The sequence below is a fragment of the Roseivirga ehrenbergii genome, assembly GCF_001593005.1.
Taxonomy (GTDB): domain Bacteria; phylum Bacteroidota; class Bacteroidia; order Cytophagales; family Cyclobacteriaceae; genus Roseivirga; species Roseivirga ehrenbergii.
This window is the reverse complement of sequence record NZ_LQZQ01000045.1, coordinates 367,524-390,436: the sequence shown is the minus strand read 5'-3', so window position 1 is coordinate 390,436 and position 22,913 is coordinate 367,524. Positions and strand designations below refer to the sequence as shown.

Genomic DNA, 22,913 nt, shown 5'->3' with positions numbered 1-22,913 from the left:
TCCATTAAACGATAAAACCGAATAAATCAGGCTTTTCATTCAGGTACTCAAAATTCAAATCCTTCTCTTTCATTCGTTGCATTAGCCCGTCAAAATCGGTTTTTTGCTGATGTTCAATCCCAATTAAGGCAGGCCCTTTTTCACGTGCGGTCTTCTTGGTGTATTCAAAATGAACAATATCATCAGTTGGACCTAGGACTTCCACCAAAAACTCTTTTAGAGCACCAGCTCTTTGCGGAAAACGTATAATAAAATAGTGCTTCAAGCCCTCGTAGAGCAAAGAGCGCTCACGGATTTCTTCGGTGCGAGAAATATCGTTATTGGACCCAGAGAGGATACATACTACATTTTTGCCTTTGATTTCTTCGGCAAACTGCTCCAAAGCGGCCACAGACAATGCACCCGCAGGTTCTACCACAATGGCATCACGGTTATACAGTTCGAGCATCGTACTGCAAATCAGTCCTTCAGGAACTGTCGCCACCGCATCTAAATGCTTCCGGCAAATCTCGAAAGTCAAATCGCCTACTTGTTGTACGGCCGCACCATCGACAAACTTATCGATACTGTCGAGCTTGGTGTTTTGGCCTAAAGCCATAGAGTTCTTCATGGCTGGCGCACCAGCAGGCTCTACCCCGATAATCTTCGTTTGCGGACTGAGTGTTTTAAACACAGAAGCCACACCAGAGGCCAACCCTCCTCCACCTATGGGTAAGAACAGATAGTCAATTGGATTACCGCAATCCTCTAGAATTTCCAAGCCAACCGTTCCCTGTCCTTCAATGACTTTTTGATCATCAAAAGGCGGAATAAAAATGCTTGAATGCTCATTACAGAATGAAATGGCCTCTTTTTGAGCATCGTCAAAGGTATCTCCAATGAGTACAATCTCTACAAACTCTTTCCCGAAAAAGCGGACTTGATCTACCTTTTGTCTTGGCGTAGGCGCTGGCATAAAGATGGTGGCTTTCACCTTCAACAAATAACAAGAATGGGCTACGCCTTGGGCATGATTCCCAGCACTGGCGCACACCACACCACTGTCCTTTTCTTTAGCCGAAAGCCCACTAATTTTATTATAAGCACCACGGATTTTGTAAGAACGCACCACTTGTAGGTCTTCACGTTTAAAAGTGATTTTCGCCCCAAATTTATCTGAATAGGTAAAGTTGGGCATTAAGGGAGTATGCGTAACAATTCCTTTGAGGATGGTTTGGGCTGCCTTTATATTCTCTAAGCTTGGGAAGTACGTTTCTGTGGTTTCGCGCATTGTTCATTCATTCAATGGCAAGATCGTGATTCTCTTAATATTCAACCAAGAGATTGCGATATTTCAGAGGCGTCTTTCCCTAAAAAATGGTTAAAACCGTTACCCAGAAGCATTTATGCATATATCCCACGGTTTAAACCGTGGGATATTTGTTAAATAAACTCCTCAAGTTTTTCAACCATGTTTTTACTACCGCAAAAGAAGGGAACCCGTTGATGCAGTTCAGAAGGTTGAATATCTAATATTCTTTGACGGCCATCTATTGCTTTTCCACCCGCCTGTTCTGCGATGTAAGCCATTGGATTACATTCATATAGTAATCGAAGTTTACCGTCATTTGCGATTTCACTATTGGGGTACATATAGATACCACCCTTGATCATATTTCTATGGAAATCGGACACCAATGAACCTACATACCTCGAACTATAAGGACGATCTTCCTCTTTTTTCTGGCAGTATTTAATGTACTTTTTCACTCCTTCGGGGAAGTACTCATAATTGCCTTCGTTTACAGAATATATGCTCCCATTTTCGGGAAATTTCATTTCAGGATGTGAGAGATAGAAAGAACCAATTGCTGGGTTCAGCGTAAAGCCGTTCACCCCTTCCCCGGTTGAATAGACAAGCATGGTAGAAGTTCCATAAATAACATAGCCCGCGGCTACTTGGTCTCTACCCGCTTGTAAAAAGTCTTCCAATTGGACAGGGCTCCCCACAGGACTGATTCTCCTATAAATGGAGAAAACAGTGCCTACGGATATATTTACATCGATATTGGATGAACCATCTAAAGGGTCTATTAAAACCACATACTTGTTTTGGTTCTTCTCGTCATCACTATTCAGCGTTATAAAACCATCCTCTTCCTCTGATACAATACCACAAACGATTTCTCTATTACCCAGTGCTTGAATGAACTTTTCATTTGCAAAAACATCCAGCTTTTGTTGTTTTTCTCCCTGAATGTTCGTTGCTCCAATTGCACCCAAGATGTCAACCAAACCAGCTTTGTTCACTTCATGGTTCACCACTTTTGCAGCCAATCTTATGGCATTAATTAAACTAGACAGTTCGCCCGATGAATAGGGAAACGCAGCTTGATTTTTTATAATAAACTCTCCTAAAGTTCTAGGATTAGTATGCATACCTTTTTCGCTTTGATGAATAGTTTAATTTGTAATAACTACTTAACAATTAACACCTTAAACTCTTTCTATATGCTTATACTTTGATTTTAATGCGATAGACTCGAATATAATGGCTACAGCTTCTGCTCCAGGATCGATTACATCTTTAAGACTTTCTGATCTTAAATAAGATGATCTACCAGACGCTGCTTTTTCCATTTTAGAAGTGGAGTCTGCTCCCATTCTGGCCGCCTTAGCGGCCCCTTCCAAATCGTGATCTTTAAGTTTTTCTATGGCTGGCAATAATGCATCGATCATTGTTCTTGAACCTAATTTTGCCCCTCCATACTTCATCATCATCTCTACACCAGAATGTAAAGAATCAGCTAGACTTTCACCGTTGATGAGGCAAGTTCCCGCATTCGTAAACATAATTGAAGATAACACACCACTAGAGCCTCCCATATGGCTAGAGAGCAATTCTCCTATGGCAATGAGTAAATCTCCTGGCTCATTGAGGGGCAAAGTTTTTGAATCCAACATTTCTATTATTCCATTCGCACCTGCAGCAAATGTGCTCCCTGTATCGCCATCGCCTATCCTTTTATCTAAGTTATTTAAAGACTCTTCAGAACGTAATAAGGCAGAACAGATGGTTTGAATAAAATCTTGAACTTGAGGATTCGAACTCGGCTCAAACTTCTTTCTTAATTGTAAATAATCAATGTCAAAAACTTGAGGTTCTTTTGGCGCCACTACTTCTGGCCAAGCGGATGGTCCAACCGGCTCACAAAGCATCTTAGTGTTTTCGTCAGTCAGTTTTAACAATGAAAAACTAAAGCCATACATATTTAAAGAGGTCATCAGTAAGGCTGGCCCTATCACTAATTTTATTTGGTCTTTATACCTTGATGTCAATACTTCATTGGCTATAATAGACATCTCTAAAGGAGTTACAGATCCCAAATTATTGATGATTATTGCATACTCTTCATCTGCTTGTGTTTCAGCAAAAAGCCTTGACAACACCATTAAAACAGACTCCTTACCTCCTTTAAAGGCTACTTTCTCCAAGCCTGGTTCTCCGTGAATTCCTAAACCCAACTCTGGTGATCCAACAGAAAATTCCAGTTCTTTCCCTGGAAGTGTACAGGTAGAAATTGCTAAACCTAAAGACAAACTCTCTTGTGCAGTTTCTTCTGCCTTTATTTTGATTTCTTCTAACGAAGCTCCCTTTTCTGATAAATACCCTGCAATTTTGTGAACGAATAGCGTGCCTGCAACACCTCTTGGCTGTGGTGCATCTACAATGGCGATATCGTCTTGTACAACTACCATTTCTACCTTTTTGCCCATTTTCTTGGCCCTTTCTGCTGCCAAACCAAAGTTCAATCGATCTCCTGTGTAATTCTTCACGATTAAAAGGCATCCTGCATCTCCTGTTACGTGGAGTATGCACGCCAAAACAGCCTCTACACTTGGCGAGGCAAAAACCTCACCCGATATGGCTGCTGTAAGCATGCCAGAACCAATAAAACCAATATGAGCTGGCTCGTGACCTGCTCCACCCCCTGAGATGATGGCTACTTTAGATTTGTCCCAGTCGCCTCTGACGACAAATTTTCTTGCAGGAAAACCGTTTGCTCTTACTAAATTTTGACTGCCTGTTAAACGTAACTCCCCGTCTATGGCTTGCGTGACTACGTTGGTTGATTCATTAAAAAAGCGTTTCATAATTTTGTTGTTTTTAAAGCTTAATTTTTGAGCATAGAAAGCCTAGGCCGACATATGTCAGCTATTGCTTTATGCTATATTTTTGTTTGAATTAAATCGAGTTATCTATCAAAGTTTACTCGCATGGGATTATATGTAAGCGTAAATATTTGGTTATGTTTTCTTTTTAATTCGTCATTACGCTGGGATTTTTTGTCTAAATTTTAATGGTGACATTTTATAATTCTCATTAAATACTCTGCAAAAATGGGATGTATTATTGAAGCCAGATTCGTAGCATATTTCGCTTATATTTTTATTCGTTGTCACAAGTAAATGTGATGCATGTTCCAATCTTTTAGACCTTAACCAGTGCGCAGGTGAATCTTTGAATCGTCTTTTAAATTCTCTTTTGAATTGCGATAAACTGAGATTAGAAAGTCTTGCTAAATGGTCTACGTTTAAACTGGTGTACATATTTGTTTTAACCACATCATCCAAATTGGAATTATTTTCGACTAAACATTCTTTAAGAAAACTCATAAAATAGCTCCTTTCCTGTCCTGAAATAAGCAATAATAGTAACTCTCTGAATTTATGTAAAATCAACTCTTTGGCTGGCGGTGAATTAGATAATTCAAAGTAAGACAAAACAGAATTTATATAGGCATTCATCCAGGTATCAATGTAGAACTGATAGGCGCCTAAAGAATTAACATCCAGTAATTCTGGAAGTGCAATCATTTGTTTGTACTCATTGATGAAATTCTTGAGGAAATCATCAGTTAAAAAAACCAAAAGACATTCAAGCTTCTTCCCAGTGCGCAACTTTTCACAAACTATAACAGACCCTTTTTTTACAAAAATACATTCTCCAGCCTCCAGCTTATAAAAATAATTAGGTGTTACAACACCTTGATTTCCTTCAAGGACAAACATAAGCATGTGGTCTTTGATAAAAAGCCTATCACGTTCCTTTGAGTCCTTTATAGAAAACTGCACAGTCGATTGACTTTCAATTTCTAATACTTTAAACTCGTCTGCTTTTTCAAAATAATTTCTAAGCTCTTGATCTATCATTGTTGCACTAGTTTGAATGATATAAATTTAGAGATAAGATCTGTTTAAAAATGTTCTATTTGGTTTCCCTAAAAACAGTAAGAGATTATCAACTTATTGCTTTTTTCACCATATCTAATGTACTCCACTCTGCAAATCCTTTAAACTCTTCTTTATTATTTGAAACATCCATATTTCTTATCGCATCCTTAATTCTAGGAATTACGGGTCCAGACATGCTGTATTTCCGCAGTCCTAACGCACTGAGCAAAGCAGTAGCGCCTGGGTTACTGGCTAACTCACCGCATAAACTAACCTCTATTCCTTCTTTATTGGCACCATCAATTATTTTTGACAAAGCGTTGATCACAGAAGGATGTAAGGCACTGTAATTCTTAGATAACAAGGTATTTTCCCTGTCCATTGCCAGTAGATATTGAGTCAGGTCATTTGTACCTATGCTTAAGAAATCGAGGTATTTAGCCAATTGTGGTAGAATGAAAGTTACCGATGGCACCTCAACCATAATACCTATTTCCATTGCTTTAGAATAAGCAATGTTCTCTTGGTCCAATTCATATCTAACCTCAGCGAGTAGCGTATTGGCAGCGAGAACCTCTTCAAGCATACCGACCATAGGATACATAATCCGTATGTTATAGTCTGCCGATATTCGACATAATGCTCTTAACTGTGTTTTGAAAATCTCTGTATTTTGAAGACAATAACGAATCCCTCTCAAGCCTAAAAATGGGTTTGATTCTTCCGGAATGCCAAGGTATGGTATCGGCTTGTCTCCCCCCACATCCAAGGTTCTAATCGTAACAGGCAGTCCGTGCATATTCTCGCAAACCTGCTTGTAGATTTCATACTGTTCTTCCTCTTTTGGTGGTGTTTCTCTATTCATATACAAAAACTCAGTTCTGTATAATCCTATCCCATCTGCACCATTAGTGTAGGCTATCTTTGCTTCTTTTGGACTACTTACGTTGGCCAGAATTTTAAATTCTACATCATCGCTACTGATTGCTGGAAGCTTGGCTTTTGAAAAGCGCTCTTTAAATAACTTTTCTTCAGCCTGCTGTTCTACTCTTAGCGCGTTAATTTTTTCAGGATGCGTTTTTTCCAGATAAATAATCCCTGTACTTCCATCGATACCAATGATGTCTTCATTTTTAATGGCATCTATTTGATTTTCTAAACCTGTAATGGAAGGTATACCTAATGATCTTGCTAAAATAGTTGCATGAGAGGTTTCTCCTCCTGTTTTAGAGATTATGCCAAGCACTTTATCTGTATCTAAACTTAAGGTTTGCGCTGGACCTATTTCGTCTACCACTAATATTGAAGGCTCATGAAGTACGATTTTCATTTGATGAGCACCTGAAATTTCATCAAGCACCTTATTTCTAATCTCAGCAATATCTGAAGCACGTTCACGAAGATATTCATCAGACATTTCTTGATACTTAGCTTCTAAAGCTGAAAACACTTTAAACCAAGCATAAGCCGCACTGAAATGATTCTTTTCTATTAGCTGCTCTACCTCTTTTAATTTTTCCTTGTCACTGAGTAGTAACAAGTGAAAATCAAAAATTTCCGCATCCTCTTTTCCATGGTGCCCCATGGCTTTTTGCCGTATTTCTTCAGTTTCTGAAGCTACTCTTACTACGGCATTTTTAAACTTATTGAGTTCTTCTAAAGAAGCTTCTACAATCTCTTCATCAACAGAAATTGTTTCGGTTTTCAATACTTTAGCTTTCCCTATAGAAATACCTTTAGATGCGGGAATTCCTTGGATAAAACCACATTTATTAACTATCGTTTTGGCAGGTTCTTTTACCTCTTTTTCTTTGATCGTACCTCCTTTTGGATCGCCAAAATTGTCTAACTCAAATTGTTTCAGGGCGTTCTCAAAGGCTGAAAAATCATCGCCTTGAACTTTAAAAATAAGCGTATCGCCTTTTTTTGCTCCAAGGGTACCTACTTGACTGATACTTCTGGCAGAGACGAACGGTTTATCATTCACACTTACATTTACCTCGTTATTAAACTTGTTTGTGATTTCTACGAGTCTAACAGCTGGCCTAGCATGAAGTCCTAAATCATTCGGAACTATTAGTCTAATTTCTCTACCCTTAGTCGCTATTGTTTTATCTAAATGCACATCCTCTTCAGGAGCACCTAACAAAGTTTCTTTTCCTTGAATACCGTTTCTAGCTTCTTTAGCAACAGCCTTTAGATCAGCCCCCACCATTGATTGAGCAGCAGCAGCAATAGCGCCTTCAACTAAAGGAGCTTCGCAAAGCAGTACTCTTTTCATTATTGCTTCTGGAAGCATTTCAGTGGCCAATTCGGCATTCATTACTGCACTACCAATGTCCATTAAAACAAGAATACCATCTTCAGAATCAACCGATTCAATGGCTTCTTTAATTTTGAAAGCGTCAGTACCTATAGGACTAGATTCATCATCAAGACCACCAGCGGCAGCAATCTTTACTTTATTTTGAGACATTTGTTGCGCCAACTCTACAACGCCCTCAGCCAACTTCTTACTATGGGACACAATTACAATACTTACCATGCTAATTTATGGTCTCTTTTAGTGCTTTAAGAATTAGATAACTTGATGTAGCTCCTGCGTCTTGATGACCTATACTTCGTTCTCCTAAGTAACTTGCTCTACCCTTTTTCGCAATCATATCTATGGTAGACTTCATCCCGTTTTTGGCCACGTCAACCATATTTGATAAAGCTTGTTCTAAGGATAAATTTTCACCTACAGATTCGGACAAAGATTGAACAGCTGGCTCAAGCACATCAATCATTGTTTTATCACCCACAGAAGCTCTCCCCCTGTCTTTCACACCTTTGACACCATTTTCAATACTGTTTTTCAAGTCTGTAAGTGTTATTTCAGTTTTGTCACCTAAAACAGCACCTGCTTGCATAAAAAAAGTACCATATAAAGGTCCAGAAGCTCCTCCAATACTGGAGATTAATGTCATTCCTGTATTTTTCATCAGCATAGCTATATCTTGGCTACGTGAAAGTTCATCAATCTTTTCTGACACCTTATTAAATCCCCGCTCCATGTTAAATCCATGATCAGCATCTCCAATTTCCGAGTCCAGTGCTGTTAGAATATCTTTGTTCTCCCTAATAACAAGGGTAATGTTCTTCAGCCATTCGATCAGCTGAGTTTGTTTTATGGTTACCATTTTTCAGTTGTTTTTTTAGATTGCTACCCATATAAAATCGGTAGCAATCCTAATGTTAGATTTCGCTTAACTTACATCTTGAGCCCCGCAGTATTCACTGGAGCGTCCCATAATTTAATCATTTCATCATCAGCACGTACAAGAGTAATAGAACAACCTTGCATGTCAAGGGCTGTAATGTATGAACCCACAAGATTTCGTGCTATCGTTATGTTCTTGGCTTCACATAACTCGTTGAATTTACGATAAACTGTATATAGCTCAGATACAGGAGTACTTCCCAATCCATTTACCAATGCGATCATTTGATCGCCAGCCTTAAAAGCATCACTCGTTAACTCTTTCTCTACCCAACTATTGGTGCTAAAATCCCATTCTCTTAATGGTCTTGAATATGCCTTATCATCTAATATCGCTGATGTTAATATGGTTGTGATTTCATCTGCATTTGTAAGAGGAATCCTTTTTCTGCCAGGCTCTCCATGAATGCCAACTCCGATCTCAATTTCATCTTCATCAATATCGAAATTTGGTTTTCCAGCTGCCGGTACGATACAAGAGGTAAGCGCCATCCCCATTGATCTTCCACGAGAGTTTACTTTTTTGGCCAATGCTGCACATTGCTCTAGGTCATAACCAGCTTCAGCTGCAGCACCAACAATTTTCTCCATAATCACTGTTGTCCCTACTCCGCGTCTTCCTGCGGTGTATAAACTATCTTTTACAGCTACATCATCATCAATTAGAATATTTTGAGTTTTGATTCCGTCAGCATTTAGCATTTCAGCCGCCATCTCAAAATTCATAACATCGCCTGTGTAATTTTTCACAAGGAATAATACGCCCCCACCATTTTCTACTTTTTTTGCGCATTCAAACATTTGGTCTGGAGTTGGTGAAGTGAACACTTCTCCAGGACAGGCTGCGTCTAACATACCAAGTCCTACAAACCCACCATGCATAGGTTCATGTCCACTACCACCACCTGAAATAATTACAACTTTACCTTTTTTGGTTTCTTCAGAACGATAGATATATTTTGGCTCAAGGTTTATTTTGATGCTGCTATGCGCTGCTGCCATTCCTTCCATTTGTTCGGTAATGACGTTTTCAATCTTATTTATAAGTTTTTTCATGGTTATGCTTTTTTATTAGTGTTAAAAATCTGGCGTACTACTAAAATTTAAATGTAGCTCCGAAAGCTGCATTAAACTGATCTCTATCCGGATTGTAAACCATATCCGCTTTTACAGATAAGCTAACTTCTTCTCCTATTGAAAAGGATTTAGAAGTGTACCATCCCACTTGAGTTATATCAGCCTTGCCATCTGTTGTATAGTAATTATCATTGGCCACCCCAGAAATAAAAGGTCTCCCTTTTACGCCATTAGAGAAATCAAATGTATAACCTGTTTCTAGATACAGAGAAGAATTTTCTGAAGGGTCGTTGTAGAAATCCCATCCACCAAAGAAATCAAGCTTTCCAACATTATAAACTGCTCTAAGCTCAACTCTATTGGTTAGTGCAGGACCACCTCCTACAGGGGTATTATTAAAATCGAAAAAGCCACCTACATTAGGATTGTAATGGGTTAAAACCATAAGGTCTAATTTAGATTCTTCACCTGCTTTAAAGCTGTACCCTATATAAGGTATTATTTCTTTATAATTTTCTGCAGCAGCGACTTGACCAGATGCTGCTCCTCCGCGTTCTGCTGAGGCTAAAGAATATGAAGCCCAAGTTCCTACAAAGAAATTCCCTTTAGAGAAAGTTACGCTTGGCTGAATACTTGGATAGTCTCCTAAAATTAATCCTCTCCAGATGAAACGACTCACCACAGTGACATCAAAATTAGCGTTCCATTCGCCTTTCACTTCTTCTGGGTCTTGTTGAGCTGCAGAAGTACCTTCAACTATTTCAGTACCTGTTTCTGAAATTACATTTTCTATCGTAGCAATTTCGTTTTCCTGTGCTATTGATAAGTTAGTGCTAATGATAGCGACAAGTATGATTAAGTATTTAATATTTCTCATAATATTGATTCTAAAGTTATTTTGATTTAAAAAATTTGAATGGCTTATAAAACTGGTAAGATCATTATAAAGAGTCCTGCCGCTGCACCGCCTATTAGTGGCCCTACTACTGGAACCCAGCTATAAGCAAAATCAGACTCTCCTTTTCCTGGAATAGGCAATAAGAAATGCGCGATACGTGGCCCTAAATCTCGAGCAGGGTTGATAGCATAACCTGTTGTCCCACCTAAAGACAGCCCAATTCCCCAAACAAGACCACCTACTAAAAATGGTCCCATGCCAGCCGCAACATCTCCTGAAAAAATGGCGGCAACACCCAAAACAAGTACAAAAGTACCGATGGCTTCACTTACAATGTTCCAACCTGATTTGCGAATTGCCGGCCCTGTAGAAAAAGCAGCCAACTTAAGTCCAGCATCTTCTGTTACTTTCCAATGAGGTCCAAAATGCAAGAAAACCAAAATAGCCCCAGCAAATGCTCCTAAAAACTGTACACCAAAGAAGGGCAGCATGTTTGAAAAATCACCTGACGAGATTGCGAATCCCAAGGTTACAGCAGGATTAAGGTGTGCTGGGGCACCAAATGCTAATGCGACAAATACTCCTGCAAAAACAGCAAAAGCCCATCCAGAGGCTATAACCATCCATCCAGACCCATTTGCCTTTGAGTCCGTTAAAAGTGCATTTGCAACGACACCATTACCTAGCAGCACTAGAGTCATTGTTCCAAAAAATTCTCCGAGTAAAATATTCACTTCCATATTTAGTTTGTTTGTTTGTTTGTTTTTATCGCAAAAAATATCATTTGTTAATAGAGTCGATCGTCATAATTCTAACCTTTTCAAAAATGATGTCTTGATTACGTAATTATTAATTTCAACAAACCTATGTGATTGAAGCCGTTCAAAATTTTCTGTTTGGTTCGTTTTATGTTTGATTTAGGCTGAATTGTTCGTTTTAGCCGTTTAAGCTTTGGGATATTTTGAAATTACAGATGTTTTAGAGCGTAACAGAACCAAATAGAACCAATTGCTTTTCAATGGAAATGCTAGAAAAAGGAACAGATAAACTTAGTCTGTTAAAAAGCTCATTTTCTAAATTGACACAGTCTTATGCTGAACTGCAGATTTACTTTAAACATACGAGTAGCCCACGGTTTAAACCGTGGGCTATATAATACACAACTCTAACGAACCGTTTCAACGGTTTAGACCTAAGCATTGAAGCTAATCGAGGGATGGATATTCTTGCTTCTGCTCTTAGTTAGAAGTAGCAGCCAGATCCTGAGAGGGGCTCAAGATGACGGTCTAAAAGGAGCTTAATCGGAGCGTTATGCCACTTCCAGACCTATAAGGTTTTGAAAACCTGACAGGTCTTTTAACGAGTTTTAAGCTTTCGTGACTTTATCAAAATGAGGCTTACTCTGACAGATTGCCGCGTCATGAAACCCTGTTTTCACAGGTTTCATTCCTCGCAAAGACATTTTTACTTAATAATGATAAACTCTACCCTGCGGTTTTTTTCACGGCCAGAGTCGGTTGAGTTTTGGCCTACGGGCTTTTCGCCACCAAAGCCTACGGTTTCTATGCGTTTTCCAGAGATTCCCTTTTCTACTAAGTAATCCTTAACCGCATTTACCCGATCTAATGAAAGCTCCTTGAGCAATTTAGGATTACCCCTATTATCGGTATGGCCTTCCAAACGAATTTCCAAGTCTGGGTTGTTTTTCATCAACTCAATCAAAATTTCTAGTTGAGTTTCGGTAGTTTTTGCATCGGCAAAAGAGGAAGTCCCTTCATTAAAAAGTACATTCGGAATTTGAATTTTAGTACCTACCTCTCTTGGTGTAAGCCTAAAACCTTCAACAGCTTTGGCCTCAATATCACCTTGCAATGGCTTAGCAGAAGCCACAAAGGTTTCTTTGTACTTGAGAAAACCATCGGCTTCAATCTCCACATTTACTTCAAGACCTTCCTCAATGGTCACTAAAAATTTCTTGTCTGGGGAATCCAAATCGGCAGTATTCACTTCAACTTCCTTTTCACCAAAGTTGAGTTTAACTAAACCATTTACGGGTTTGTCGTTGCGGATATCCAACACCTGCATGGTCATCACTACCACTGGCTTCTCTGGGGTCTTTGTAGTGGTTACTTGAGAAATTGGAGCTTCTGTTTTAGATACAATTTCTTGCAACACCTTTTCTGTTTTATTTAATGGGAAACCAAAAATATCGCCAAAACCCTCGCTGTTTTGGGTAGAAGAAAAATAAGCCAATTCACCCAATTTAGGGATGCTATAGCCTAACTCCATTCCAGCTGTATTTACTTCAGAACCTAGGTTTACAGGGTCTGTCCAGTCTTTCCAGGTACCGTCTTTGCGCTGGCTTACAAAAATATCGCGGCCACCTTGTCCTCCAAAACCATTTGAGGAGAAGTACAAGGTTTTTAAATCGGGTGCCAAATAAGGTGCCCATTCTTCCCCCAAAGTATTCAAGTCTACCCCCATGTTCTCTGGTGGGGTCCAACTGCCATTACTTTCTTTAAAGGTGACATAGAGGTCTTCGTTCCCATAAGTATCGTAACTTTTATAGGACAGAATCATTACTTTTTCATCTGGCGAAATAGAACCGCTGATATTCTCTGAAAAATTTTCAAAGTAGCGAATGTCAACTGGTTGTGGCACCGACCAATGGTCTCTCACCCATTCCGCCATGGCAATTCTTTTATGTATATAGCCTTGCGAATCTTTATAATTTAAAAGGTAGATACGTTCTCCATCGGCTGAAAAACCGACAATACCATTCAAACCTGTATGATTAATAGTGCTACCACCATGTTTGGCCACAGACCAACCAGTTTCCGTTTTATCCGAATACCAAATATCACCTCGATCAATCACTCCTCCTTCGTTGCGAGGATGTCCAGAACGCACAAAATACATACGCTTTCCATCGGGAGTAAGCACAGGGTTTTGTTCATCAAAACTGGAGTTAATACTATCCATTTTGACATGGCTTTGGGATTGGCCCAACAGTATTACCTGATTGCAAAAAAGAACAAGAAGAATGGTATATAAAGTCGTTTTCAAAGCTATTATCGCGTTTCCTTTTCTTTCAACGTATGAAATAGAAAATATTTCGCTTCGAAGATAAGGGTTAAGCTTTAAACTACCCTGCTGTAGACGCTGAATAACATTTTTTAACAAGGGCTTAGAAAATAGTATTTAGAAGGTAGTAATCCTTTTTGTTATCTGGGAAGTTTTAAGCACTTTCAAGGCAAACTTCTAGCATGAGCCATATTGATTCTTTTAAACACGAACTATTAGGGTATTTAGGGATAATCTCTGTTTATCACCCATTAGAAGATATTGACGGAGATTTTATTTGTACTACCAATCAGTTGGTTATTGGTGGCGGAAGTGGTGAGCATCCTGCTCTGGTGATTGAGAGTTTAGTGCATGCAGTTGCTTTATTCTTGAAAGAGGAAATTCCCAACATCAGGAAATTAAGGCATTGGGAAAGCATTATCGCACCCTATTTGAATAAGACTTCTAGTGAACTGCTGACTTATTACGAATGGACCGAAGAGACACATGAAGAATTTGCTGAGATGTCTAAATCGGATACTTTACCTTGCCAACGAATGCGTCATGAAATTGATGATTGGGTTATTCTTGGCATTGGGGAATTTGTTTTCTTTTCTCTCCCCCATTTGGCCAATGAAATCATGAGCCAGCTTGATAACCCTTACGAAGAATTCCGTCATATGCGTTATAACAATATTATGGTGGTTCCTCCCAATTTTCCTGTTTATAGTAATGGCGGCAATATGTTCTTTAAAAAATGAAACCAGAATTCACCTATATAGAGCAATTCATCAATCGAATTGATGTAGAATGCCCCAGTTGCAAAGCCAAAGCAGTTGTGACTTCAAGTCCAGAAAACCGAGCAGAGACAAGGTTTACATGTGTAAGCTGTGGTTCTACAAAAAATTGGATGGGTAAAGCGAACGTATTTCAAACAGGAAGCAGTCAATTTTTCTCTGGAGGAATTCTCATGGGACATCCAATTGATTGTTACTTCAAATATCCCTTATGGTATACAACAGAAGTTAAAGGGAAAGTACTTTTTGGCTATAACAAGGAGCACCTCACCTACTTACTCAATTTCATTTCGAACAAAACGAGAGAACGTCAGCCTAATGAGCATGGCTGGAGCAACCGAAGCTTGGAAAGTAGATTGCCCAAATGGATGCTTTCTGCCAAAAACCGAGAGGTAATTGAGAAAAAGCTGAAAGAACTAATGGCAAAGGGGGTTTAGTGTTTAGTGTTTAGTGTTTAGTGTTTAGTGTTTAGTGTTCGAAACGCAGAACTGAAATTTATAGGAGACTTAATCTTCCAAGAATTTACACAATAGGCTGTGGAAATGGTGGACTCCTTTTTCCATTTTAGGTGAATACCTTCCTGACTTATAAAATCGAGAGTTAATCCCCTTCTGAACGCCTTCTACCACAAACTCATCTTCGCGTTCTACTTTATCCAATAAAGCCCCTGCCCCACTGTCTATGTTGCTTTCGTCATACACATAAGTAATAAAGCTTACGCGGGTTCGGTTTACAGAAATTGGTTTGACAATATTGATGGAAAGTCCCCAAGGGTAAAAATTGAACATCATATTCGGGAATACCCAGAAATAATAGGCGGCCACATTCTTACCGTAATCCATATGCCCTTTGGGCAGATCAAAAGTATCTTCGGCTGAATCGGCATAACCAATTTGAAGGTTCATGTGCTCATACAATACCGTTTCGTAAGAACCATAATCCAACACTGCGTTTAAATCGCTATGCACAAATGGAATATGGAAACCTTCCAAGTAATTATCGCAATACAAAGACCAGTGCGCATTCACCAAGTAATCTTGAGAACGCTGAGTATCATGCCTAAACTCGTGCAAGGGCATAAAGCCAATGCGTTCTAGCATTCCTTCCAACACAGGTTCAAAATCGAAACTGGGATCGAGCCCCATAAACAGTAAAGGCCCTAACTGCTTCAGTGGAAATTGATGCAGACTGTCAGAGGCGCAAGGAAAGTTCTCAGCTTCTTTAAACTCAGGCATGTGTTCAAAAGCGCCATCCAAGCCAAACCTTCTGCCATGGTATTTACAGACTAACTTTCGTTCCGAACCGGGGTGATGACACACGATATTCCCTCGATGCGTACAAACATTGGTCAGACAATGAATCTCTTCATCCTCGGTTCTGGTTAATAAAACGGGCTCTGTTAGGTAGCCCTCTAATAATGTGAATGGATAAACTTGCTTCGGTAACTTCACCAAAGACTCGTCCCCAATCCATTGCCATGATTTCAGAAAAACCTTCTCTTTTAATTCTTCAAATACTTGAATGTCACGATAAAAACTAGAAGGAAGCGTATGTGCTTTTTCTATTTCTGGATGAATGGAGTAGTTAGGCATGCTCAGCTTTTATCGATATATTTCAAATGGAATATATGCTAAAATAGGTATTCTAATTCGATTTTTTCAGCTATGAGTGACAGCAAGAATTCCAGTAAAAAATTAGGTGTTTGGACTACCACCGCACTCGTTGTGGGTGGAATGATTGGTTCGGGCATTTTTTCTTTACCTGTTGCTTTGGCACAATTTGGAGGCATTAGTCTTTTCGGCTGGCTCTTCGCGGCCTTAGGTGCCTTTATTTTAGCTAAAATTTTGGGTCGGTTAAGCAAGGTAATTCCAGATACTGGCGGGCCTTATGCCTATAGCCGAGCGGGCTTTGGAGACTTCATTGGTTTCTTTGTAGGCTGGGGCTATTGGTTATCACTTTGGGCGACAAACGCTGCCATTGCCATCTCTTTTGTAAGCTATTTGAGCGTATTTATTCCAATCTTAAAAGACAATTCACTTCTCTCCTTAATTACCGCTTTAATCACCATTTGGCTACTGACAGCGCTAAACAGTTACAGTGTTAAAGGAGGCGGTAAAACCCAATTGATAACTACGCTGCTGAAAATTGTTCCTTTATTAGCGATTACTGTCGGAGGCTTTTTCTTTATTGACTGGAGCAACTTCAGCCCATTTAATGTGAGTGAAGTTTCATCTATTCAGGCCATTACCATCAGTACTGCTATATGCCTCTTCGCCTTTTTAGGTATTGAAGCCGCCACCATACCAGCAGGAAATATTAAGTCACCTGAAAAAACAATTCCGAAAGCCACCATGTATGGAACCATAGCGGTTTCCATTCTTTATATGGCCAGTTCTTTTGCTTTGTTTAGCGTGTTACCTCCAGCTGAAATGGCCAATACCGTTTCTCCTTTTTCAGATGCCGCCTCTAAAATGTGGGGCGCGAATGCGGAGTATATTGTAGCAGCAGGTGCTTGTATTTCAACTTTTGGAGCCTTAAATGGCTGGATTCTAATTTCCGGGCAAATGCCTATGGCAATGGCCAATGATGGCATTCTACCCAAACCTTTTGCCAAAATCAATAAAAATGAGTCGCCTTACTTTAGCATCATTGTATCAAGCGTAATTGTCACCATTTTATTATTGCTCAATCAAACCAAAGGCTTGGCAGATGTTTACACTTATATGATCTTATTAAGCACAGTCGCCACGCTGGTGTCTTACATCTTTAGCGTATCGGCATTTGGCTTATTTTCCATTGAAAGGAAATACGGTTTCAAACCAAAACTCACCAATTTCATCCTTACCCTGATAGGCTTTGGCTTTTCCATCTGGATGATGTTTGGCTCGGGCCATGAGGCCGTTTCAGTTGGGTTTATTGGTCTTTTATTGGGAATTCCAGTCTATATTTGGAGCAAACGAAAAATCTAAAATGCATACCTCTCATTCGGAATACGGAACAATTAAATCCCTTTGGATCAAGCCTGTAAAATACGGTTTTGTAGATCAGCAAATGATTGACAGCCAGTGGATAGATTTGAACTTTCTGGAATGCCCCAGCTACCCAAAAGCACTTCAGGAATACGATAGCTTCAAAGCAAATTTCTATTTTCTTGGGCCGAACTTAAAGACTTTCGGTTCGAATGATTACGTGAAAATAGATTCCATATACTGTAGAGATGCTTCGATCGCCACTGACTACGGAATGATTCTCTGCAATATGGGTAAAGCCGGCAGAGTCAATGAACCCATGTCGCACAGAGAAGACTATGAGGCGGCTGGCATAAAAATTTTCGGACAGATTGAAGGGCCAGGCACATTGGAAGGCGGTGATGTGGCTTGGCTCGATGAAAAAACTTTGGCGGTTGGGAATACTTACCGCACCAACCCAGAAGGAATCAGACAACTCAAAGCGCTTTTGGAACCCAAAGGAATTGAGGTGCTCACCGTAGATTTACCACATTACAAAGGCCCCTCCGATGTATTCCATCTTATGTCTATTCTTAGCCCTGTGGATAAAGATTTGGCGGTGATTTACTCTCCATTAATGCCTATTTCCTTTAGAAATGAATTAATCAGAAGAGGTTTTGAGTTTATAGAAGTACCCGAAGACGAGTTTGACTCCATGGGTTGTAATGTATTGGCCATTTCGCCCAGAAACTGCTTAATGGTGGACGGAAATCCTTCCACCGAAGAACAGTTGAAAGCAGCGGGTTGCAGGGTAACGACCTATCAAGGCGATGAAATAAGCTATAAGGGCGGTGGTGGTCCTACTTGCCTTACAAGGCCAATGATGAGGGAAATATAAGCACTTTCATTTCACCCAATCCAAATTCATTTCGAATAGAAGCCTTAAAACTTTTTAGGCTCTAAATTCTATGCGATCTTCGTAAGCAGAACGGCTCATGGTTCGTTCTTCCAACATCAAAAATCGAATACTTATGCCCCATCAAGCCAATCGACTGATCAATTCTTCCTCCCCTTATCTTTTACAGCATGCCTATAATCCTGTAGACTGGTTTCCTTGGGGTGAAGAAGCTTTAGAAAAGGCGAAGAAAGAAGACAAACCGATTATCGTGAGTATTGGCTATTCGGCTTGCCATTGGTGTCATGTGATGGAAAGAGAAAGCTTTGAGAACGAGAAAATTGCAGAAATCATGAACGCGCATTTCGTTTGCATTAAAGTGGACAGAGAAGAGCGTCCGGATGTGGATCAAGTGTATATGGATGCCGTGCATGCCATGGGTTTGCAAGGAGGTTGGCCGCTAAACGCCATTCTCCTACCCGACCAACGCCCATTTTATGGAGGGACATATTTTCCAGCACAAGGCTGGGCTAACTTGCTGCTTCAAATCGCCAAAGTATTTAAAGAACAACGTGCCGAATTAGAAAAATCGGCTGAAGGTTTTATGAATTCGCTCAGCGTGAGTGATATTCAAAAGTATGGCTTGAATTCTATCGGTGCGGATTTCAGTAAAGAAGATTTGAGCCAAATGTTTAAGATTCTCAGTCAGAATTTTGACAAGAAAAAGGGAGGCATGAACAAAGCCCCTAAATTCCCAATGCCTGTCATTTATTCCTTTTTGCTTCGCGAATTTGAAGCGAATAAAAACGAGGCCGCTTTGGCTCATGTAAAGCTTACGCTCAACAAAATGGCTTTCGGAGGGCTCTATGATCAAATTGGAGGTGGCTTTACCCGCTACTCTACGGATGCTGATTGGTTTGCTCCCCATTTTGAAAAAATGCTTTACGACAATGGGCAACTTGTAAGTCTATATTCTGAAGCCTTTCAGGCCACAAAAGACCCACTTTATAAAGAAATCGTTTTTCAAACCATTGAATGGCTTCAAAGGGAAATGACCACCGAAGAAGGCGGGTTCTATTCAGCTTTAGATGCAGACAGTGAAGGAGAAGAAGGTAAGTTCTACTGTTGGACAGCTTCAGAATTTCGCGAGGTACTTGGCCCTGATGCCGAACTGATGTTTGCCTACTACAACCTCACTGAAAAAGGAAATTGGGAGCCTCAAAAGAACATTCCACATAGAAACCTAACCGACTCAGAATTTGCAAAGGCTCATGATCTTTCCTTAGAAGAACTTCAAGACTTGGTAAAAGCAGCTAACCTCAAATTGCTCAAGCAAAGAGAAACCAAAGTGCGCCCTGGCCTAGACGACAAAATACTTTCTGGCTGGAATGGGCTTATGCTCAAAGGTTTGGTAGATGCCTACGCCAGCTTTCAAGCTCCAGAGTTTCTTCAAATGGCCATTAAAAATGCAGAGTTCATTTGCGCCAAAATGAAAAACGGAAAAGGGCTATTCCGAAATTATAAAGGCGGAAAAGCCAGTATTGACGCCTATTTGGAAGATTATGCAGCGGTAACTCAGGCTTTCAATGCACTCTATCAGGTCACCTTTGATGAAAAATGGCTGAATGAAGCCGTCCAATTGACAGAATATACGATTGAGCATTTTTACGATGAAGAAGAGCGCTTCTTCTTTTTTACCAATGATGAATCTGAAAAACTGATTGCCAGAAAGAAAGAGATTTTCGACAACGTTATTCCAGGGTCAAATTCATTGATGGCTCAAAATCTATATACTTTAGGTACGATTACCAGTAATCAAACCTATACCGACATGGCAATCGAAATGCTCGGTAGGGTGAAGAAAATGGTCATGGTAGAACCTCAATATTTGACCAATTGGGCTTGTTTGGCTACCCAAATGGTAACACCTACTGCCGAAATCGTAATGGTGGGTGATGATATTCAAAGACAAGCCTTTAGTTTCTTTGATCAATTTATGCCGAATAAGGTGTTGGTTGGTGCAGAAAACGAAGGCACGAGTAAACTTGCACTATTGGCCAACCGAGGAATACTTAATGACGAAACCACCTTTTACGTTTGCTTCAATAAAGCGTGTCAACTGCCGGTAAATTCAGCAAATGATGCAATAAATCTAATTCAGGATATAAAATAGTTTTGGCAGACGAGGAATATTTCTAACCTTGCCAAAGGTTCAAAACCAAGGTGTTTCCATAACGATTTGACGATAGAACAACTCAATATTGACGATGCAAATGAGCAGGTGCTTTTTGCCGATGTGGCTTTACCAGTCCCTGTGCCCATGCTCTATACCTATAGTATTCCTGCGGAATATCGTGGAAATATAAAAGAGCGGACGAGGGTAATCGTTCAGTTCGGGAAAAAGCGAATCGTTACAGGCATTGTAGAAAAGGTGCACGGGAATCGTCCAGAAATCTATGCTGCCAAGCCCATTTTAGAAGTGTTGGATACAGAGCCCATCATTACTCGCATGCAAATGGAGGTAATGAAATGGATGTCGGATTATTACATGTGCACCTTTGGCGAAGTGATCAATGCCGCTTTACCTTCTGGCCTTAAACTGAGCAGTGAATCGCGTATTCAGTTGCACCCACACAACGATTGGAACGATAGTGAATACCCTTTCGATGACCGAGAGCTGCTGATCCTGAAAGCACTTGAGAACAACGATTCTCTTACCTACAAAGAAGCGGCTGAAGTAATTGATCAAAAAAGCGCACTGAAGTTTATTAAATCCCTCATTCAGAAAGATGTCATCATTATTTATGAGGAAGTAAGGGAGAAGTATAAACCAAAAATTGTCAAGAAAATACGTCTGGCGGCAAGTTACGCTACAGATGAAAAAACACTTCAATCACTTTTTGCTGAACTTGAGAAAAGACCAAAGCAAAGTGACATTCTACTCAAGTACCTTCAAATGGTGCCTGTTTATCAGAAGCCTGAACGGAATGAAGGCGGTATTCCTAAAAGCACAATTAACGAAGCTGGACTCTCAGTTTCCTCACTAAACACCCTAATCAAAAACAAAATATTTGAGGAATTCGAAGAGATTATTTCTCGTTTTGAAGAGAACACCGAAGTTTTTGAAGCTTCTCCCCTTTCCGAAATTCAAGAAAAAGCCAAGCAGGAGATTCTCGATATTTTTGAAGAGAAATCAACTACCTTACTTCATGGAATTACGGGCAGCGGAAAGACAGAAATCTACATTTCACTCATACAAGAGGCTTTAGACAATGGCTTGCAGGTACTTTATCTACTTCCCGAAATCGCTTTAACCGCCCAGATTGTAAACCGCCTAAAAGTGGTTTTTGGTGATCGAATGGGCGTTTATCATTCCAAATTCTCTGACAATGAGCGTGTGGAAGTTTGGATGGGCTTATTGGATGGCCGCTTCGATTTCATTGTAGGTGTAAGAAGCGCCATTTTCTTACCCTTTGCCGATTTGGGTTTAATCATTGTGGACGAAGAGCATGAAAACTCATACAAGCAGTATGAGCCCTCCCCTCGTTATCATGCCCGCGATGTTGCCCTTTTTCTAGCCCATAAACACGGAGGTAAAACTATTTTAGGTTCTGCCACCCCTTCCGTGGAGTCTTTCTACAATGCCAGAATAGGCAAATATGGATTGGTGACTATTAATAACCGTTATGGCGATGCGCAATTGCCTCAAATGGTTTTTGCAGATATTCGAACAGAAAAGAAACGTAAAACAGCCACTGGAAACTTCTCTTCTGTACTTATTGAAGCTTTGGGCGGTATACTGGAGAAGAAAGAGCAAGCCATTGTGTTTCAGAACCGCAGAGGCTATTCAAACTTTATTACCTGCGATGACTGCGGTTATACTCCCGAATGCCCAAGATGCGCAGTAAGCCTTACTTATCACCAATATAAAAACCAGCTCAACTGCCATTATTGCGGACATAAAGAGCCTGTCCCTGTCACCTGCCCTGCTTGCGGTAGCCAGCGTATTAGAACGGTAGGTTTTGGAACCGAAAAGATTGAGGAAGACCTCAAACTGATTTTCCCTGAAGCAAAAATCCAGCGCATGGATTTAGAAACCACACGTGTTAAATACGCCTACCATAACATTATTAAAGATTTTGAGGATGGTAAAATAGACATTCTGGTGGGTACGCAAATGGTAAGCAAAGGCCTTGATTTTGATCGCGTAAGCTTAGTGAGTGTTTTCGATATTGATCGAATGATCCATTTCCCGGATTTCAGATCGATGGAGCGTACTTACCAATTGACCACCCAAGTAAGTGGAAGAGCAGGTAGAAAAGACATTGCTGGAAAAGTAATCATTCAAACAGGTGACCCAGAACAGCCGATTCTAAAGTTGATTTCACAACAGAATTATAACACTTTTTTCGACCTAGAAATGCAGGAAAGGGAGAAGTTCAACTATCCGCCTTTTTCTAGAATGATTAAAATTTTGGTGAGAAGTAAGGATAAAAAACTCTCTAAAGATGCCGCTGAATTTTTAGGAAATATCCTAAAAGAAGATTTAGGAACATACCGTGTTTTAGGACCGCATGAGCCCATAATTAATAAAATACGAGACAAGTACTTAATGGAAATTTACCTCAAAATTGAACGCAAGTACAATATCAATTCCGTTAAAGAAAAGATTAAGGCCGCTTACTTAGAAGCCCTTCGTAAAAAGGACTTCTCGCAAGTAGAGTTTATCACCGATGTTGATCCCTATTAAGAATCAAAT

Annotated in this window: 17 protein-coding genes; 6 read left to right on the top strand and 11 right to left on the bottom strand. The window is 39.9% G+C overall.

Translation table 11 applies throughout. The annotated features are described in order from the left end of the window. Positions 1–4 precede the first annotated feature (4 nt). From ilvA to MB14_RS11915, 10 genes are all read right to left on the bottom strand, one after another. Positions 5–1,270 (bottom strand): threonine ammonia-lyase, encoded by a 1,266-nt coding sequence (ilvA, locus tag MB14_RS11960; protein WP_062591868.1) that lies wholly within the window; start codon positions 1,268–1,270, stop codon positions 5–7. A 152-nt stretch (positions 1,271–1,422) separates the two neighbouring features. Then, positions 1,423–2,418 (bottom strand): class 1 fructose-bisphosphatase, encoded by a 996-nt coding sequence (gene fbp, locus MB14_RS11955; protein ID WP_062591866.1) that lies wholly within the window; start codon positions 2,416–2,418, stop codon positions 1,423–1,425. Positions 2,419–2,475: 57 nt separating this feature from the next. Further along, entirely contained in the window at positions 2,476–4,134 is a 1,659-nt protein-coding gene (locus tag MB14_RS11950; RefSeq protein ID WP_062591864.1) for a dihydroxyacetone kinase subunit DhaK, read from the bottom strand. Between the two features lie 177 nt (positions 4,135–4,311). Further along, positions 4,312–5,193, bottom strand: a complete 882-nt coding sequence (locus tag MB14_RS11945; protein WP_062591862.1) for a helix-turn-helix domain-containing protein — start codon at positions 5,191–5,193, stop codon at positions 4,312–4,314. 88 nt (positions 5,194–5,281) lie between these two features. Continuing rightward, a complete protein-coding gene (gene ptsP, locus MB14_RS11940) occupies positions 5,282–7,759 on the bottom strand; it encodes a phosphoenolpyruvate--protein phosphotransferase (protein WP_062591860.1) in 2,478 nt (825 codons plus the stop codon). Position 7,760: 1 nt separating this feature from the next. Next, positions 7,761–8,396 (bottom strand): dihydroxyacetone kinase subunit DhaL, encoded by a 636-nt coding sequence (gene dhaL, locus MB14_RS11935; RefSeq protein WP_062591859.1) that lies wholly within the window; start codon positions 8,394–8,396, stop codon positions 7,761–7,763. Positions 8,397–8,467: 71 nt separating this feature from the next. Continuing rightward, complete coding sequence (gene dhaK / locus MB14_RS11930) at positions 8,468–9,532, bottom strand: dihydroxyacetone kinase subunit DhaK (RefSeq protein WP_062591857.1); 1,065 nt, start codon at positions 9,530–9,532, stop codon at positions 8,468–8,470. Positions 9,533–9,572: 40 nt separating this feature from the next. Beyond that, positions 9,573–10,430: a TorF family putative porin gene (locus tag MB14_RS11925; protein ID WP_062591856.1), complete on the bottom strand. Its 858-nt coding sequence runs from the start codon at positions 10,428–10,430 to the stop codon at positions 9,573–9,575. Between the two features lie 44 nt (positions 10,431–10,474). After that, positions 10,475–11,191 (bottom strand): MIP/aquaporin family protein, encoded by a 717-nt coding sequence (locus MB14_RS11920; protein WP_062591854.1) that lies wholly within the window; start codon positions 11,189–11,191, stop codon positions 10,475–10,477. Positions 11,192–11,915: 724 nt separating this feature from the next. After that, on the bottom strand, positions 11,916–13,433 hold the full coding sequence (locus MB14_RS11915; protein ID WP_132643997.1) for an OmpA family protein: 1,518 nt from the start codon (positions 13,431–13,433) through the stop codon (positions 11,916–11,918). 284 nt (positions 13,434–13,717) lie between these two features. On the opposite strand from MB14_RS11915, the gene MB14_RS11910 reads away from it, so the two are divergent. Both MB14_RS11910 and MB14_RS11905 read left to right on the top strand, forming a co-directional pair. Next, positions 13,718–14,275 (top strand): hypothetical protein, encoded by a 558-nt coding sequence (locus MB14_RS11910; RefSeq protein WP_062591850.1) that lies wholly within the window; start codon positions 13,718–13,720, stop codon positions 14,273–14,275. Further along, positions 14,272–14,748 (top strand): hypothetical protein, encoded by a 477-nt coding sequence (locus MB14_RS11905; RefSeq protein WP_062591848.1) that lies wholly within the window; start codon positions 14,272–14,274, stop codon positions 14,746–14,748. The genes MB14_RS11910 and MB14_RS11905 overlap by 4 nt, the downstream gene beginning before the upstream one ends. Before the next feature lie 69 nt (positions 14,749–14,817). On the opposite strand, the gene MB14_RS11900 is transcribed toward MB14_RS11905, so the two are convergent. Continuing rightward, a complete protein-coding gene (locus MB14_RS11900) occupies positions 14,818–15,903 on the bottom strand; it encodes an aromatic ring-hydroxylating oxygenase subunit alpha (protein ID WP_062591840.1) in 1,086 nt (361 codons plus the stop codon). Positions 15,904–15,975: 72 nt separating this feature from the next. On the opposite strand from MB14_RS11900, the gene MB14_RS11895 reads away from it, so the two are divergent. The 4 genes from MB14_RS11895 to priA all read left to right on the top strand — a co-directional run bounded on the left by MB14_RS11895 (position 15,976) and on the right by priA (position 22,904). Then, positions 15,976–17,280 (top strand): amino acid permease, encoded by a 1,305-nt coding sequence (locus MB14_RS11895; protein ID WP_062591839.1) that lies wholly within the window; start codon positions 15,976–15,978, stop codon positions 17,278–17,280. Between the two features lies 1 nt (position 17,281). Then, on the top strand, positions 17,282–18,157 hold the full coding sequence (locus MB14_RS11890) for a dimethylarginine dimethylaminohydrolase family protein (protein WP_062591838.1): 876 nt from the start codon (positions 17,282–17,284) through the stop codon (positions 18,155–18,157). Positions 18,158–18,290: 133 nt separating this feature from the next. After that, entirely contained in the window at positions 18,291–20,327 is a 2,037-nt protein-coding gene (locus MB14_RS11885; protein WP_062592737.1) for a thioredoxin domain-containing protein, read from the top strand. Positions 20,328–20,393: 66 nt separating this feature from the next. Further along, entirely contained in the window at positions 20,394–22,904 is a 2,511-nt protein-coding gene (gene priA / locus MB14_RS11880; protein WP_062591837.1) for a replication restart helicase PriA, read from the top strand. The last annotated feature ends 9 nt before the right edge of the window (positions 22,905–22,913 follow it).